17 protein-coding genes are annotated in these 17,733 nt (G+C 34.2%); 15 read left to right on the forward strand and 2 right to left on the reverse strand.

Going from position 1 to position 17,733, the window contains the following annotated elements:
* Positions 1 to 414: 414 nt before the first annotated feature.
* The 9 genes from FD20_RS10595 (at position 415) to FD20_RS10630 (ending at position 8,983) form a co-directional block, all read left to right on the forward strand.
* Positions 415 to 1,146, forward strand: coding sequence for an alpha/beta hydrolase (locus FD20_RS10595; RefSeq protein WP_057738447.1), 732 nt, complete (start codon positions 415 to 417; stop codon positions 1,144 to 1,146).
* 399 nt (positions 1,147 to 1,545) lie between these two features.
* Positions 1,546 to 1,875, forward strand: coding sequence for a hypothetical protein (locus tag FD20_RS10600; protein ID WP_057738449.1), 330 nt, complete (start codon positions 1,546 to 1,548; stop codon positions 1,873 to 1,875).
* 547 nt (positions 1,876 to 2,422) lie between these two features.
* On the forward strand, positions 2,423 to 3,112 hold the full coding sequence (locus FD20_RS13850) for an aminopeptidase P family N-terminal domain-containing protein (protein WP_235807767.1): 690 nt from the start codon (positions 2,423 to 2,425) through the stop codon (positions 3,110 to 3,112).
* Positions 3,103 to 3,546: a M24 family metallopeptidase gene (locus tag FD20_RS13855; protein WP_235807768.1), complete on the forward strand. Its 444-nt coding sequence runs from the start codon at positions 3,103 to 3,105 to the stop codon at positions 3,544 to 3,546. Before FD20_RS13850 ends, FD20_RS13855 begins: the two co-directional genes overlap by 10 nt.
* Before the next feature lie 262 nt (positions 3,547 to 3,808).
* Entirely contained in the window at positions 3,809 to 4,918 is a 1,110-nt protein-coding gene (locus FD20_RS10610; protein WP_162255645.1) for a CPBP family intramembrane glutamic endopeptidase, read from the forward strand.
* A gap of 78 nt (positions 4,919 to 4,996) precedes the next feature.
* A complete protein-coding gene (locus FD20_RS10615; RefSeq protein ID WP_057738453.1) occupies positions 4,997 to 5,482 on the forward strand; it encodes a GNAT family N-acetyltransferase in 486 nt (161 codons plus the stop codon).
* Between the two features lie 409 nt (positions 5,483 to 5,891).
* Positions 5,892 to 6,278, forward strand: coding sequence for a hypothetical protein (locus FD20_RS10620; RefSeq protein WP_057738455.1), 387 nt, complete (start codon positions 5,892 to 5,894; stop codon positions 6,276 to 6,278).
* 156 nt (positions 6,279 to 6,434) lie between these two features.
* The gene (locus FD20_RS10625; protein ID WP_057738457.1) at positions 6,435 to 7,046 is read left to right on the forward strand and encodes a MarR family winged helix-turn-helix transcriptional regulator; all 612 of its coding nucleotides are present in this window, start codon (positions 6,435 to 6,437) and stop codon (positions 7,044 to 7,046) included.
* Between the two features lie 137 nt (positions 7,047 to 7,183).
* Entirely contained in the window at positions 7,184 to 8,983 is a 1,800-nt protein-coding gene (locus FD20_RS10630) for an ABC transporter ATP-binding protein (protein WP_057738459.1), read from the forward strand.
* Positions 8,984 to 9,407: 424 nt separating this feature from the next.
* Here FD20_RS10630 and FD20_RS10635 read toward each other — a convergent pair whose 3' ends face one another.
* Both FD20_RS10635 and FD20_RS10640 read right to left on the reverse strand, forming a co-directional pair.
* Positions 9,408 to 9,773, reverse strand: a complete 366-nt coding sequence (locus tag FD20_RS10635; protein WP_057738461.1) for a DUF1304 domain-containing protein — start codon at positions 9,771 to 9,773, stop codon at positions 9,408 to 9,410.
* Positions 9,774 to 9,919: 146 nt separating this feature from the next.
* Positions 9,920 to 10,927, reverse strand: coding sequence for an NAD(P)-dependent oxidoreductase (locus FD20_RS10640; protein ID WP_057738463.1), 1,008 nt, complete (start codon positions 10,925 to 10,927; stop codon positions 9,920 to 9,922).
* A 404-nt stretch (positions 10,928 to 11,331) separates the two neighbouring features.
* Between FD20_RS10640 and FD20_RS13360 the strand changes: the two genes are divergently transcribed.
* From FD20_RS13360 to FD20_RS10665, 6 genes are all read left to right on the forward strand, one after another.
* Entirely contained in the window at positions 11,332 to 11,469 is a 138-nt protein-coding gene (locus tag FD20_RS13360; protein ID WP_162255646.1) for a hypothetical protein, read from the forward strand.
* A 27-nt stretch (positions 11,470 to 11,496) separates the two neighbouring features.
* Positions 11,497 to 12,612: a histidinol-phosphate transaminase gene (hisC, locus tag FD20_RS10645; protein ID WP_057738465.1), complete on the forward strand. Its 1,116-nt coding sequence runs from the start codon at positions 11,497 to 11,499 to the stop codon at positions 12,610 to 12,612.
* Between the two features lie 1,075 nt (positions 12,613 to 13,687).
* Positions 13,688 to 15,265 (forward strand): HAL/PAL/TAL family ammonia-lyase, encoded by a 1,578-nt coding sequence (locus FD20_RS10650; protein WP_057738467.1) that lies wholly within the window; start codon positions 13,688 to 13,690, stop codon positions 15,263 to 15,265.
* Between the two features lie 11 nt (positions 15,266 to 15,276).
* A complete protein-coding gene (locus FD20_RS10655) occupies positions 15,277 to 16,143 on the forward strand; it encodes an ABC transporter substrate-binding protein (RefSeq protein ID WP_057738469.1) in 867 nt (288 codons plus the stop codon).
* An 18-nt stretch (positions 16,144 to 16,161) separates the two neighbouring features.
* A complete protein-coding gene (locus FD20_RS10660; RefSeq protein WP_057738471.1) occupies positions 16,162 to 16,809 on the forward strand; it encodes an amino acid ABC transporter permease in 648 nt (215 codons plus the stop codon).
* Between the two features lie 21 nt (positions 16,810 to 16,830).
* The gene (locus FD20_RS10665; protein ID WP_157060915.1) at positions 16,831 to 17,556 is read left to right on the forward strand and encodes an amino acid ABC transporter ATP-binding protein; all 726 of its coding nucleotides are present in this window, start codon (positions 16,831 to 16,833) and stop codon (positions 17,554 to 17,556) included.
* The last annotated feature ends 177 nt before the right edge of the window (positions 17,557 to 17,733 follow it).

The raw sequence follows: 17,733 nt of genomic DNA on the forward strand, positions 1-17,733 counted from the left end.
ACAGAATTAGAACGAGTGTTTAGAAAAAGATGTGCCATTTATTGACATAGGAGCATTTTAAAAAGGAAGCCGAAAGATTTATAATCCTGATGGTAATTTTAAATAATTTATGCACACATAACTATTGTATTTGCTTTTGTAATAGCATTTCACCTTGATAATGAAAACTATCTAAATTATTTTGGCTATCCGTATTATAATTTATATGATGTCTTCTGTTAGAGATAACGAAATTTTAACAAATTTAGCACCGATGGAAAAAGCAACTCTTGAAAATCACTTGAAGTTTCACAGCGATATGATAACAATAGTTTCAGAATTCGCACATGAATTGCCAAAAAAATTTTGATATTGTAAAAAATAGTAGGTGTTATTGATTATTCATTAGATTTTTATTAGGAAGGGGGAAATTATATGAAATTCAAAACGCTAGGAAAACCGGAAAAACCAGTTGCCGTATTGATCCATGCGATGTTTTTTTCAGAAGAAATGTTTGATAGTATTTGTCAAACATTACAGTATTCGCATTATATAGTGTTACCAACATTAGATGCTCATGTCTTAAATGAAAATTCAACATTTCTATCCGTCCAAGATGAAGCAAAGAAAATTGCGGACTATTTGTTAAAGAACGATATTCAACATATTGATATTTTGTTAGGAACATCTTTAGGAGGAATTATTGCTTTTGAATTATTCAATTTCCAAAAAATATCTGTTTCTCATATATTTTTGGATGGAACCCCGTTTATGCGTTTTTCAGATTTTCGTATCAAACTTATGGCAACTGGTTTTAAATGGATTGCACATAAATCGGCAAAATCGCCAAGTCGAAAAAATCTTCTGGATAAACTTTATCCTACTCATGCTGCGGAAATGAAAAAAATTTGTGGTGGTATGAGTGATGAAAGTATCAATAATCTAGCATTTGCGTGTTACACCTATGAGTTGCCTGAAAAAATTGATTTGAAAGAACAACAAGATTTAACATTCCTTTATGGAACTAAGGAAAGAGCAAGAATATGCATTTCTACTGTCGAAAAATATGCGAATTGCAATCTAATTATTAAAGATGGATATAATCATTGCGAATTTCTGGCAAAAGAACCTCAAGCATATGTAAGAATGTTGTTGAATGATTTTTGAGTGAATTTCAAGAGCTGTGACAAAAGGATTTATAATTTTATAGGTGACACAAAAAGTATTGGTCCTAAGTGTTCCCTAGTATGATAATATGGACTATATTTATGGTGCACTGATAATTACTTATCTAGTTTCTATAATAGAAATAGAGATGCTAAAGCAGTAGAACCTGACACAGCATTGCTTTCAGATCCTGAATAAGCAGAGTTTCCTTAATTTACAGCTGCTTAATTACTGGAAGAGTTCTTCCTTTCTGGGATAAATACTCCAGTTATGAATTAACATGTTCCAATAGTCCATTTTTTATTTAATATTTACCTTATCAGTCTTTGGGCATATGAGCCTATATCGCAACGTATTGTTTAGGAAGAAAATCAGGGCAGAAGGGTGGCAAATAGGAAAATGACAGATATCATTTATATAGTCAAGGATTCCGATAAAAGCGAAGAAGTAGATATTTTTGAATTTTTGATTAAAAATAAGGCTATGCTTAATGAACATAATGCAGATAAAAATTTAAAAATTTTTCGTGTTGACAATAGAGGAAATGTTATTCCTCACAATAAAAAGATACAATCTTTTGTTGATGATACGGGTTACGAGCATCTACCTATCGCATTAACTTTAAAGCAGAATGCCTTGTACACTTCAAGCGAGTTGTCTTCTATGTTTGAAGGATTAGATATTCAGAGTTCTAATGATGAAAATTTCTCTGAAAATAAAGAGTCATAAAGAAAAGGGTCGTTGTTTTTCAACAGCGCCCTTTTTATATTTAGGTTAAAACAATGCCCAAAGATGATTATTCTAATGAATGTCATAATCACATTTATTGGTGTTGGTCTAGCATTAGTCGTTAAACACTATAGTCAAAATGCTACGGTAACTACTGCTGAAGCATGAGTAGGGTTCTCAGGCTTTTTGACATCTGATGAAAGATCAGTTTTTTCAGCTTTTAGCGTCTAGCCATCGTGGATAGGCGCTTTTTGTATGCTTAAATAAATCACAAATTTACTTGTGAGATAAGAAATATTTTTTAGCATTTCATGTAATAAACAGGGTAGTCTAAAGGAAGTCATAATATTTGTATCGCAAGAAAAAATTGGAGGAAGACAGCAATATTAATAAAAAGATTACCTTTTCCCTACTTTTTATTGCAAGATGTTTGATAACCTACTCTTTGATTGATTTTGCGTGTTGTTTTGAATGTTAACAGACTTTATCATGATGTTAAAATTCAAAAATATACATCTTTCAATAATTGAGCAAGGGGAGTATCGTCATGCAAAATTTAGAACAGGAATTAAGAGAACGACTAACTAACTTGCAAGATAACTTGAAGAAGGCAGGTATGGATGCCTATGTTATTACTGATCAAGAAGATATTTGGTACTTTACAAATATTAATTATAAACCTGAGCAAAGACCATTCATCTTTGTTGTATATCCTGACAGAAAACCGTTGTTTATTGTCCCTCAATTAGAGGTAGATCATTTTACTGTTTCGTATTTTGATTATGATATGGATAATTATTTTGATGTTACTTCAAAAGATGGTCAAAATTGGTATGATATACTAACGAAATATCTCGCACCTTTATCCCGAGTTGGGATCGAAAGTAATGGTGAGTTGCTGATAACAAAATTTACATCTGATATTAAATGGGAGACGGAATTCTTTATTCAGAATCAGCGAATGATCAAGAGTGAGTATGAATTAGATAAATTACAATACGTTTCAGATATCTGTAGTAGTGTAGTTCAAAAGACTTTAGAAATATCACATACAGGGACAAAAGTGGTCGATACTTACAGCCTTGCTATGAAAGTCGGTGCAGAGGAACTAGCGAAACATTTTAGTTTGGAAAACCGAACAATTAATGCAGTTTGGCCGGCCGAGTATAGCTTTATGCCACATAGTATTCCGGATATTAGTTCAGTAATTGGTGCGCGGGACCTAATATTGATGTAGCTACTTTCAATCTTCAAGGATATGCTGCCGAATGTGAGCGTACGTTCTTCACTGAAAAACCGACAGACGAAGAAAAAGAGCATTTTGATCAAATGATGATGGCAAGAAAAATATTCTTGGAGAATCTAAAACCGGGCAACAAAGCAAGTGATATCGAAAAAGCTGTGGATGACTATTTTGATAAGGAAGATTTAGCAAATCATATTTTGCACCGCCCAGGTCACGGAATTGGTTTGAACAATCATGAATGGCCAACTCTTTCATTTGGAAATGATACTATTCTGCAAGAAAACATGGTTGTTTCCGTTGAACCGGCTATATATTTCGAAAACCAAGGGGGCTACCGTCACTCTGATACTGTTTTAATTACCAAAAATGGGTATCGTTTAATGACACATGCACCAGTAGAACTTAAGGATTTAATTTTAAAATAATTTGTAGTATCAAGTATGATTATGCAGCTTCTATACTGGCAGTTGGCACTCATTTTATGAGACAGGTGTGTAATGGTAGCAAATATAGTTAGAAGCTTTTTTATGTCGAATAAATTTTCAAAGAAAACTGAGGTAAACAATAATGCAATCCGTTTTTTTTCATCGTGTAAAAGTAACATTTCAAACATTATATTTAATAATGATCACTGTTTTGTTATTGTTAAATTGGTTTTGTCTAGATTTTCATAATTTTGGAGTCAATATGGTTATATATACCGTCCTTGTAGTTGCGTTTGGTTTCAAATTTGATTTTTTTGATGCCAAACATTTTCCTTTATTAACAAAAAGGTTTAAATACAATTGGTTGAATATTGTTAATTATCCGCTTCAAACCCTAATCTTTTTTAACTTATTTCCGTATCCAACATCGAATTACTCTAATGTTTTTAAAAATGCCGGAAAGTTTTTACATTTCACAACGGCAGCAGGACAATTTAACGTCTGGGGTTATGTAGGTTCTTTTATACTTTCATTGTTGATCTTATTTCCGCTGATATTCACTATTACTATTCCAAAAGTGAAAAGCATGATGCAATTCATAGTAGTAACGATTGAAATTATTGTTGCTTATGTTATGTACCTCATGTTGTCTGTCAATTTTATAATGGGGTTATTTGGTGATTTAACTGATCCAGGCGAAATCATATCACTGTTGGCTATCCTATTAATCGTCACCCCGTTTGTTTATATTAATTTGGTCAATCAAAACCTGCCGTTACCTCAATTGCTTGGTAAAGGAAAGTCGCTTACAATTAAAACTGTATTAGTTTTGGTTGTTTTATTCATCGGTGCTTTTTGCATCGATTCGGCTGTTTGGTTGCATCCATTCAACACATGGAAAGCTCCTTCCATCGAAAACATTGTTTTTGCGCTCAGATCTGGTATAGGAGAAGAACTAATTTTCCGTGGATTAATACTAGGCATTGGTGTTAATGCTTTAAAAAATTATAAGAATAGCGAGATTAAGGGGATATTCGTTTCCTCTTTATTTTTTGGACTTATGCATTTAGTTAATATGGCAGCTGGGGATGACGTGATGGCAGTTATATCTTCAACCATTGATGCTGTAGGTATCGGATTTATTTTTGCAGTTTTGTACGTTTTAACGCACAAGCTGACATTAGTGATAGCAATTCATTGTGTGTGGGATCTGCTTCAAGAAATAATAACGGGTGAGGGCAATATGAGTGTTGGAGGTTTAGGTGGTCTTATCATTGCCACTATTGTTGCCATAATCTTTATTGTAGGCAGTGTTTGGATAATGAAAAAGTATAAGTCTCAGTTTTTCAAGAACACATATGCTCAGAGCTAGTTGAATGTTTTTCTGATCAAAATTTTAATGGGAAAAGGTGCCCCATGAGTATTATTTTTAACAAAAGAAGGTGAAAGTATGTCTGGAAAAATTACATTTGAAGAAATTAGTATGGCAGATAACCAAGAATTAAAACGAATTATTCAGGAATCTCTGCTTGAATATGGTAATAATTTACCAAATTCAACGTATTATGATCCGGCACTAAATGACTTGTTTTCTTTCTACAAAAATATAGAAAATAGTAAATACTTTGTTGTTAAAGAAGGTAAAAAAGTTCTGGGCGGTGGAGGTTATGCACCATTTGAAAAGCAGGGCGTGGCTGAAATACAAAAATTATATTTGACTAATGATTCTCGGGGCAAAGGAGTAGGGAAAAAGTTACTCACACTAATTGAAAATGAAGCTAAAAAAGCAGGATATCAAAAACTTTATATCGAGACAATTTCCAATTTAAAAGAAGCAATTGGATTGTACCGTCACATGGGCTATGATGAAATAGAAAAACCATTAGCGCCACAATCGCACAATGCTTGTGATGTTCTCATGATCAAAAAGATTTAACTGTATGCATATGTTCAAGATGTTATAGGATAAGTGAGCTTACTTTTTGCAAAATAGGCAGCTGAGAAAATATTTTTTAAAACCAAACTTGATCAGTTTATCGAAGTTTGGTTTTTTTGTGTATTTCCATTTAGGTAATTATTTCATGTGGTGTAACTATCGTGGGATGTATCTCTGGTGTACCAGATTTTGTTAGGGCCAGTTTGCAGAGATGTGGTATCTAAGAGTTTTTTGAAATGTTTATTAATTAATGTTTGACAGGTAAAATAATACTTGTTATTTTATAAATAGTAACAGTTACTATTTAATGGAGAGCTTAAAGAGATACAAGCTAACTGGTCTTTCCTAAAATTAAATTTATGCATGCTAATGCTAGCTCTAAATAAAAAAACAAACGAGGTATTATACTGTGAGAATTATGTATCCCCCCTTAGTCGAACAAGGTTTTCATTTTTTTAGCAAACAAAATTCCAAATTAACTAAAGCAGACATCTATAACTTTTTAGTCAAAAATGAAGTGATAACACCTTGGGGGGACCCTACGAATAAAGCATTGCAAACAGGATGGGTTGAAGAATTTGATGAGGAACAGGGTCTGTCCTTTTCGCAATTTCTAACTATTTATCCTATTTTTTCAAAATTTAAACGAAGTTCTTTCATGAATGTTGATGGTTTTTGGGAAATCAAAGTTGAATTGAAAGAACAACTTTTACGGCAATTAGGGCAGAATTTTTTTGATGAAGATGAGGAAGAACAACTTCAAGAGTATTTTAGTACTCGAAAAAATACAGACTAGTTTTTCTGAGATTAGTCAAGTAGAGAGCGGACAGTAACAAATTATATAGTAGTTAATTAGTTTACTTTGACAAAACTAATTAACTACTATATAATTTGTTTGTTAACTTTTTTAAAACTAACTAACTAGATTGAAAAATTGATGGGATGGAAAATAATGAACAATAAAGAAATATTTGAAGAATTGACAACTTTAGCACGGCAACCGGCAATTTGGTTTGTAGCAAGGAGTTTGTGCGGTCATCGTGGAAATCAGCGACCAGATAATAGTCGAAGATTGCTTCGAGTTTTGGCAGAAACAAATAACAACTTAACTGCCGGTGCGATTGCTGATATTTTAGCAATACGACCAGCATCGGTCACACAGATTATTAAGAAACTAGAAAATAGGTCTTACATTCAGCGTGTTAGAGATGAGGATGATGCTCGTGTAGTTCGTGTGAAAATCACTCCTGAAGGACGCAAGGAGCTGAAGTTGTTAGATAACAAGCAAACTGATTTTCAAACAGAATTGTTCGAAGTTTTTGATGATAATGAACGTGAACGGTTTGGTGAAAGCTTACGTAAATTGAATCAACATGTAATGTCAGATGAGTACCTGGCTAAAATGCGCAATAAGATGGACAAAAATTTACAATTTCATTTTGATCAGTTTGTTAACACGACCAATATACAGAAATTTCATAGAAATCAAACTGCATATCTTAAAAGAATGCAGGATCATCATCTACGGGGGATTTTTAATCGTGATGACAACGAGAATTCTTAACAAAGAAATGTACGAATAAAAATAAACAGAATGAATTGTTTGGATAATAGATGAAACATGCAATCGAATTTGATCAATTTTAGAAACAATGAACATTTAGTTCAACCATTTTTGATCAAATTAAAGGAGAGAATCTGATGTCAGAGGGAACACTTAGGACGGTCAGGACCGTCAGTGCTCGTAAAAACGAAAAAAAGCCAAAGGCAAAAATTTCGGGCCTTTGGAAAATTATTAAAATAGCACGTCCACAATTCAAGCTAATGGTACCAGGCCTAGTGTTCTCAATTATAGGTGTAATATTTAATTTAATGACACCAAAATATGCAGGAAGTTTGATCAATACGTTTAATAGTCAGGATTTAAAAAACATTCAGCTTGATGGAACAATTGTAAAATTAGTTCTGGCGTTGTTTATTGGTGGTGCCGTTGTATCGGCTATTGGGAACTTTCTGACAGGTGTAGCTGGAGAACAGTTGGTACGTAATTTACGTGAAATTGTTTGGAATAAACTTGTTATTTTTAAAATACCATATTTTGATAACGTAAAATCTGGAGAAATAACTTCTCGGTTGACAAACGATACTTCACAGGTGAAAACGTTGGTTGCCAATACGTTGCCAAACTTTTTAACTAGTATGATTTCAATGGTAGGTGCGATAATTTTGATGTTCTCAACCGATTGGCATTTGGCGGTTTGGATATTTATAGCTGTGCCCGTCACAGCATTGCTAGTGACACCAGTTATGATTCTGGGCTCAAAAGTAGGTCGAGGTACACAGGATGCTATGGCCGATTTTAGTGGTGTATCACAAGAAACTCTTTCTGAAATGCGTTTGGTGAAGTCATCGGGTGCTGAACAACATGTTTTGAAACGAGGCATTGACCAGGTTCAAGACTTATTTAAATTTGGTCGGCGTGAAGCTATTGTTGATGGTGTGATGGGACCGATTATGACTATGGTAATGATGGGGTTATTTGCATTAATTTTAGTTGTTGGTTCATTGCGTGTCGCTCAGGGTGAATCTTCGATGGGTACATTGTTCAGCTTTATTATGTACTTGTTCCAAATTATGCCAGCTTTGATAAGTATTGGTACGTTTGGTTCAACTTTAGCTAAGACTCAAGGTGCAACATATCGATTGATTACTTTGTTAGATGAACCAGTCGAAAAGCTTAATCAAGGAAAAAATGTCAATGTTGAAGGCCTGGTCTTAAGAGCCGACCATATTGATTTTGAATACGAAGTAGATGAACCAACTTTACATGATGTCTCATTTGAAGCAAAACCTAACACGATTGTAGCTTTTGCTGGTCCTTCAGGAGGTGGGAAATCGACAATTTTCCAACTGCTTGAGCGTTTTTACGGACCAGCCAGAGGTACTATTAGTATTGGCAGTCATAATATCGAAGATGTTTCACTTAATTCATGGCGCTCACAGATCGGTTTTGTATCACAAGATTCAGCAATTATAGCTGGTACAATTCGTGATAATTTGACATACGGATTAGAAAAGAAGTTTTCAGATAAACGATTGTGGGAAGTTTTGCGCTTAGCTTATGCAGATCATTTTGTAGATAAAATGCCAGAAAAGTTAAATACACAAGTGGGCGAACGTGGTGTGAAGGTTTCGGGAGGGCAACGCCAACGCTTAGCTATTGCTCGAGCTTTTCTGCGCGATCCCAAAATTTTGATGTTAGATGAAGCTACAGCAAGTTTGGATTCGGAATCCGAGGCTATGGTACAACGTGCACTTGAGCAATTGATGAAAAAGCGGACGACGTTAGTTATTGCACATCGGTTATCAACAATTGTCGATGCTGATATGATTTATTTTGTAGAACATGGTGAAGTGACGGGATCTGGTACCCATCAAGAGCTTTTAAATGGTCACAAGTTATATGCAGAATACGTTTCTGAACAATTTGTGACTAAATAGTTGGAAGAAAAATCAAACTTGAAAAAGTGGTAAATTGTGTTTGCTGTTTCATCATTAATAGATATTACTCGAATTGTAGAAATGTAGAATGATTATGGCTTTGTTTGGATAAAGCAGTTGTCAATCACGGCATTCGCGTCAAAATAATAGCGGGAAAAATTCAGAAAAATATAACAAGGCAATACTATGGGTAATAATTAATTTATTTGCTCTATTAATATACGTAATAAAAGCAGGTTTAACTACGCAGATATTGTAGTTGAGCCTGCTTTTATTATAAAAAAATCGATTTTTGATAAAATTCAACGTCTCAGAATAAGGAATTGCATTCAGATACTTTAAGGCAAAGGAGAGAAGCGTTATCTGTAATTTGAGATTGGACAAGGCATGTATTAACTACCTATACCTCTACCAATTAAATATCTTACGAAATCAATAGTAATCCCAAAATTATAATCGCCAGTCCGCCTTGTTTGAACACAATTAGCCTGTCACCACTTGAATAACTGCCATACAGGGCAACTAAAATTATATATGCCATGATCGCTAACAATAATTCCTTGGTATTTGAAGATAAAAACACGGCGTATAAAATACCTATTCCTAGCAAACCATTATAAATACCCTGGTTTTTAAATAATGTTTGCACGTTCTTATTATTTAGTTCATTTGGTGACATGTTAAATACTTTGCCTGTTAATTTCGATGTAGTAGCGAAAGTTTCTAAGAACATGATATAAAAAAATTCTATCGCTACAGCAATGCTTAATACCTGAATTGTTATGTTCATCCAATGTCTCCAATTAAATTTAAGTTAAAAAAATCAATTACATAGTATAACAGATGCTTTTTTAATTGGCAAAGGGAGTGGCAGGTAAATGCGATACAAGTAAAACCATTTTATTTTCGAAGTCGAAGTATCATAGATACGATATACTATTTCAAAACTTTAGGCGGCTCACTTACAAAGCGGTCAATATTGATGTAATCTTCTTCAAAAAAATTAATAATGTTCTGGCATGAAATACGTTGCAGGTCGGTCACTGAGTTAATTGAATAAAAAGCGGCATGTGGTGTCAGAATAACATTGGAACGATTCAGTAACGGATGATTTGTTAAGTTGGGGTTTTCAGATGAAAGGACGTCAAGGCCGGTTCCTTTGATCCATTTTTGATCTAATGCATACAGTAGAGCTTGCTCATCGACGCTTTCACCGCGAGCAACGTTAATAAAAATTGGCTGTTGTCCTTGCCCCATTTGTTTAAAAGCAGTTGTACTGAAGAAGTTCCGGTTTGACGCAGTTAAACGCATATGATTAGTAATGATATCTGCATTTGCGTAAACTTGTGCCGCTGATACTAAGTCAATTTCGAGTTTTTTTGCCACTTTAGGCGGGAGATATGGATCATATGCAATAACTTTTATTCCTAACGCTTTGGCGAAGGCGGCTACTTTTTGGCCAATGTTACCCAGGCCGAAAATTCCTAAAATTTGTTCGGACAAACGCTTTTGCGGTAGTAAAGCATTATATTTCCACAAATGATCGACCGTAAGAGTGTAGTCATATGCTTTCAGCTGTTTGATCAGACTTAATATTAATGAGATCGTAAATTCAGCTACATCAGTGCTGCAATAATCAGAAATAGCACAAACACTAACACGGTGTGCCGACGTTGCTTTTAGATCAATATTGTTGAACCCCATGGCATTTATTGAAATTAGTTTTAAATTAGGAGCTTTAGCAAGCAGTTCTTCATTCACAGGAATAAAGGCTGTCAATAAAGCATCGGCATCAAATAATTCAGCGTTAAATGCATGCAGATTTTCCGGATTATAAGCAATGGCTTTTATGATCCAATCTGGGTGATTGTGTTTTAAAAGTTTAAATGCATAAGTTTGGTCATCCATCATTGATTCTGCGTAATCGGAAATAACAATTTTCACGTGGCATACCTTCTTACTTTATTTATTTTTTGAACGAGAGACATCCTTTAAACTTAACAAATAGATTGAAGATAGGATGCATATACTTTGTGTTAGAAAATATATCATCTAAAGGTGAATTTAGCCAGCTAAACATATGCAGTTCACTTTATAAAATAAAGATCAAAAAATAACAATGAATATTTTGTTGTTAATAAAGAATGTTTATTAGCATGTAAACTATAACATTGTTATTTTATACATAATTACAATCGCCTTATCTCAAAAAATCTTTTGAAAGCAAGCATTTTTTGTATATATACAATGTTATATTCATTGACATGATATTGAGAAATGAATTATTGTCTTATTAAGACTTAATTTAATTTTAATATTAAGAGGCGGTGATTCTGTATCAAGAACGTATGGAGATAGGAGATATACAGCGAATTGAAAAAAATGCATACGAACTTGGTGATGTAAGAAGCATCAACGCAAGGCAAAGTATAATTGCTAGAAGATTGTATTATCTGAGACCAGCTGTGGCTGGATATGACTGGTGAGTGTTGATTAAAAGATGAGGTGATTGGATGTCAGAGTTGAAATTACGCAGAGAAGTTGATGATTGTCAGCCCTATATTGCAGGAGAAACCGAGGCAGCAGTTCTAAAAAAATATAATTTGAAAGCAGTAGTTAAGTTGGGGTCAAATGAGAACTCTTATGGGCCATATGCGAATGCACGTGCCGCCATGCAGGAAAGCCTGAAGTATCTGAACCGTTATCCTGAGGATGATTATGTTGACTTGATTGCGACTATCGCAGCTCAAAATGGTCTTACAAGTAAAAATGTTGCTCTTGGTGGTGGGGCAGGAAATGTGATCGAGACAACATCACGTTTGTTTTTAAATGAGGGCGATGAAGTTTTAATTGCTAAACCGACTTACCGTCTTTATCGGGAAGTTTCAATCTTAATGGGGGCAAAAGTTAAATCTGTTCCTGTAAAGGCTGATTTTACCTATGATTTCACTGCTTTTAAAGCAGCGATTACACCGAAAACGAAACTGATTTGGTTATGCAATCCTAATAACCCGACCGGCGCGATCAATGATCCTAAAGATATTGAACGTTTTATTGATGAAGTAGGCGATGATGTTTGGATAGCTGTAGATGAAGCCTACGCAGATTTTATTCAAACAGGACAACGTGCACATTTAGTAGAGAAGATTGATCAGAAAAAATTGGTCATTATTCGAACGTTTTCTAAGTACTATGGGCTTGCTGGGGCTCGTGTCGGTTATATTTTGGCTCGTTCAAAAGTAATCTCAGCATACGACACAATTACTGAACCATTTTGTGTCAACCGGGTTGGTCTTTTCGCAGCGCGTGCCTCCTTGTTGATGGATCAAGAAGAAGCTGATGAGATTAAACAAAAATTGATATTTGAGAAAGAAAAACTTTCAAAAGAATTGACGCGGCTTGGTTTTGAAGTTGTTCCATCTCAGTCAAATTTTATCTTCGCCAAATTGCCAGATAATTTATATTCTGGTGAAATTTGTGAAGAATTAATGTCTCAAGGAGTGATTATTCGTGAGTGCGATGCATGGGGCTATTCACATCACGTCAGAATTACCATTGGAAGAAAATCTGAGAATGCACAACTAATATCAGAGGTTAGAAAATTATTCCGAGTTAAGACCAGAGAATAATAATTTATTCATATAGCAAGGATCATGAAGTAACATTTTAAGGTATTTAAAAATTAGAGCAGGATGGCAAGGACAAATAAGGTTCTTGTTATTCTGCTTCTTTAGGTTAGCAAAATATACAGGGAGTTTTCGCGGTTTTATTTTAAAGTATTCAAATTTGGTTTTCGGATTGTTGTAAAAATAATATTTTAGAGAATCAATAGTAGTTTGAATTTTTCTATATAACTGTTTTGAACATTTACTAGGCGCTCAGATTAAAGGTACGTAAATAGCAGCTTTTATTTACAAGTTAAGAATATCGCAATTGATGCAGAATTGTTGCGTGCAGCTCTCCATGTAGGGTGAACTAATGGCAATTACTGTTATTAAAAATAGTAACGCAGTTTTACATCGGTTGAGCAGGTAGAGCAGAAAGTTCTTAGATCTATGAGGGGTTCCTTTGGTACAAGCGAAAAGGCATCCCAACAGTCAGAAATTTTATAAGGCATTTCGAATTGCACTCAAAAAAGAATATAGAATAAAATTTTGGAATAATTATAGTCGAATAGCTTAGGGTACCAATAAAAAATAAAATAGGTTGCATCAAGAAAGATATGTTTGCAAACCAGGTAAAGTCATTACTGTGAAAAATGATGCCTACTTGTATGCAAAGCCTATTGTGTTTAGGCAGTCAATGTAGAGCGATGTTATTGATTATCTTCTATATATAGGTGGTATAGGCAGCAAATAAATTATATCGATGTTTTAAGAGGAAAAATCAATCTAGAAAACAATTAAATTTATTTTTTTAAATAAAACTTCTTTTATGGAATGTATTCGGTTAGTTATTCTTTTGTAAAATCGATAAAAAACATCAATTGACTTTATTTAATTAAAATGCAACCGTTCTATTTATTGTTTTTAACTATTTTATAATGTTTGAGTTGATTAATGTGGCTAGACAGGTTACTCTTTTATTACATTGATGAATTCATCAATATGTTTAATAGATTGATGTTTTTATCATTTAACAGGAAGTAATTTTTTGCGGTAAAAAATATTTAAATAAATTTTGATATGGAGGGAGTTGAAAATTTTGAATTTAAACACAGTACTTAAAGACAATCCGTATCAAATAAAAAAAGTAGTACTCGGAGAAAAAGAAACTACAATTACAGATTTTATCGCAGTAGTAAAGTATGCAGCTGTAATTGAATTTGATGATACTTATGGACTAAGGGTAAAAAAATCATTTAATGATTTAAATAGAGCCTTAAATAAGAAAAAGAAGATTTATGGAGTTAACACTGGTCTTGGTGATAATTGGATGAAGGAAGTAGATGACAACGAACAGAATAAACTTCAAAAAAATATTTTGAGTTCGCATGCAGTATCAGTTGGGAAACCGATCAGTTATTTTGAAACCAGAGCAATAATGCTGATGACACTTATAAATTTAGGAAAAGGGTATTCTGGAGTTTCATTAGAAACACTTGAGGAAATCAAAGATGTTTTAAATGCAAAAATTTATCCCTTCGCACCGGGAGAAGGGTCTGTCGGTTATCTGAGTGTAGAGGCTCATATCTTCAGAGCATTAATCGGAGAGGGCAAGGTTTTTGTAGATAAGCAGTTAAAGAATAGTCGCGAGATTCTTTTAGAAAAGGGAATTAAAATACCAACATTGAAACGCAAGGAAGGACTGGCATTGATTTCGGGAACAATGTCTGTGACAGCAATCGCTCTTTTAGCTGTATATAATATCTATTCAGAATTAAAACATATTGAGGTCGGAGCTGCTATGAGTTTTGAAGGTTTGCAAGGGTCATTAGCAGAATTGAACTCAACTGTTATGAATTTGAAAGTACATGAGGAACAGTTCGAAACAGCACAAAACGTTAAGAATATTTTAGCTGGCAGCAAAAATTTGGAAAAAAATGAAGGGTTGAAACTCCAAGATGCCTTATCGATTAGGACATTACCGCAAACGATAGGTGCATTGATCAGAGTATTCAAAGAAACTTTAAAAACCGTTTATGAAGAGATGATTTCTGTAAGTGATAATCCTGTTTTCATTACAGAAAATGATAAATTAAACGTTTATATGAATGGTAATTTTGATGCTAGCTATGTTGCATTGCATATGGATTACTTGGTTATCGCAGTTACTAACTTTGTAAATACAATAGAAAGAATTACTAACCGTTTTTTAGATACAAAGCTGAGCGGATTACCTCCCTTTTTAGTCAAATCACCTGGAGTCAATAATGGATTAATGATCGTTCATTATACAATGACCGGCTTATTGAATGAAATGAAATTATTAGCCAGTCCGGTCAACATCAATAACAATACGATGTCGGCTGAGCAAGAAGATGTTGTGACATTTGCATTCTTGGCCTCCAAAAAAGCATATTTAATGAGTGAAAAGTTTAAAGAAGTTATGGCAATTTGGTTTTTTGTATGTAAGGAGGGGGTGAGCTTTTTGAATATTGAAGAGCTAGCACCCATGATAAAAAAGGTGACATTAATTATTGAAAAAAGTGTTCCAAAAGTTGTCAAAGATAGGGCTTTTTATGAGGACATCGGTAATCTAAAAAAATTAATGAGTCAAGGAACAATTATTGAACAGGTAGAAAAAGATATGGGACCGATAAAAATAAATTTGAATCTCTAGGAGGAGAAGTTATGAAAAAGAAGACAATGTTTTTACTAGCGGTTATGTTTCTCTTGGTTGGAGGCACCTTAGAAGGATGCGGTACAAAAAGTTCAACCAAAAAAAGTCAGGCGGTTTCCATTTCAAAGATCGGCAAAATAAAAGAAGATAAAAAATTGCATACGCAGTTGCCCACACGGATAAAAAAAGCCGGTGAAATAAAAAATGGAATCGATGATGCTTATCCTCCAATGGATTTCAAAGATAGCAATGGGAATCTTACAGGATTTGATATAGATGTTGGCAAAGCTTTAGGAGCAAAACTAGGTGTCAAAGTCAATAATGTCCCAACGGATTGGGATGGGGTTATTCCATCATTACAATCGAAAAAATTTGACATGATCTTATCAGCAATGGGCATTACCGCAGAAAGAGCCAAATCTGTTTCTTTCTCGAAACCATATTTCAATGGTGGTATGACAATAATTACTAATAAAAAGGTTGCAGCTTCTAAAAATATAAAGAAATTGAGTAACCTTAAAGGAAAAACAGTCGGGGTACAGGCTGGAGCACAAGCAATAGTGGATAAAGTGGAGAATGTTAAGGGAGTAAAAAATATAAAGAAATATGATTCTGCTACTTTAGCATTGCAAGACTTGGCTAATAAGAGAATTGATGCGTATGTTGATGACTTCCAAGTCGCAAACTACTATATGCAAAAAGTTGAAGGGACATATTCTAAATCAATTTTGAATGTCAAAGAACCTTATGGAATAGCCTTTAGAAAAGACGATGGTGAATTGCAAAGTGCAGTTCAAAAAGCGTTGGATTCTCTTAAAAAAGATGGCACACTTTCGAAAATTTCCAAAAAATGGTTTGACTATGATGTTTATAAATAGAATGTGGGGGATATAAGAATGAATTTAGGATTTACTTTGAGTAAAATACCGATTATGTTTCAAGCGAGTTTAATGACCATTGAACTTACGGTCGTATCACTTATAGCTGGGACAATTCTGGCGATAATAATTGCCTTTATGAGAATTTCTAAACGAAAGATAGTTAACGGAATTGCCAAATTTTATCTTTGGATATTCCGTGGGACGCCCTTGATTTTGCAGCTGTTTGTTCTGTACTATGCGCTTCCTTCGTGGGGAATTACCTTGACACCTTTTGTGGCAGCTGTAATTGGATTATCTCTGAACAGTGCAGCGTATACAGCTGAAATTGTCAGAGGGGGAATTATTTCAATTTCTAAGGGTCAGTATGAGGCCGCTAACGTTTTAGGTATGAGTGATGTACAAACGATGTTCTTGATAGTTTTGCCGCAAACATTAAGAAATATTCTGCCAGCAATGGGAAATCAATTTATAGGTATGCTAAAAGATACATCATTAGTTTCAACTATTGCGATGGTCGAATTAATGCGGGAAGCTCAATTGATCGGTTCAGCTACCTTTAAATATACAGAGGTTTATATAACAGCTGCACTCATTTATCTATTGATGACTTCTATTTTCTCTTTTATTTTTAATAAATTAGAAACTAAGCTGTCTGTCTACTAAAAAGGGGTAAAAATTATGGCAATGATGGAAATTAATAAATTAGGAAAAGTTTTTAACTCGCATAAAGTATTGGATGACATTGATTTAAATGTTGAAAAAGGTGATGTAATTGCGATAATTGGGCCTTCTGGTGCCGGCAAGAGCACTTTTCTAAGGTGTTTGATCGACTTAGAAAGACGGGATAGCGGCTCGGTAAATATTGATGGCATAGAACTTAATCCTGATGATAAAAAATGTGTTGAAAAGGTTCAAGCAAAAATGGGGATGGTTTTTCAAAGTTTTAATTTGTTTCCGCATATGACGGTTCTGAAAAACGTTATGATTGCCCCAGTTAGAGTAAAAAAGGCAGAGAAAAAGGAAGTAGAGAAGAAAGCACGCGAGTTATTAAAAAAGGTTGGTTTGTCTGACAGAGTAGATTATTACCCTTCGCAATTATCTGGAGGACAGCAACAACGTGTTGCGATTGCGAGAGCTCTAGCAATGAATCCGGAACTCATGCTTTTTGATGAACCAACATCAGCGCTGGATCCGGAATTGGTCGGTGAAGTTCTCAAGGTAATGAAAGATTTAGCAGATGACGGTATGACAATGGTCGTTGTTACCCATGAAATGGGCTTTGCGCGAGAAGTAGCTAATAAAGTTATTTTTATGGAGAAAGGGAAGATTATCGAAAGTGGTACACCTAAAGAAATCTTTTTTGCTCCTAAAACTGAAAGAACAAGGGAATTTCTTAAAAAGGTAATTTAAAAAATAACTATTTCAAGTAAGAAGGTAATTGTTTTGGGGAAAACGAGCACGCTGCATTTAAAAATAAATAAAAAAAGAATTCAACAGAATATCTTGGAATTGGGTGAAATTGGGTTAAGCCCTAGTGGAGGAGTCAATCGCTCACTTGCGAGTCAAGCGGATGTTGATTCACGGGAA

The sequence above is a fragment of the Liquorilactobacillus uvarum DSM 19971 genome, from assembly GCF_001434935.1.
Classification (GTDB): domain Bacteria; phylum Bacillota; class Bacilli; order Lactobacillales; family Lactobacillaceae; genus Liquorilactobacillus; species Liquorilactobacillus uvarum.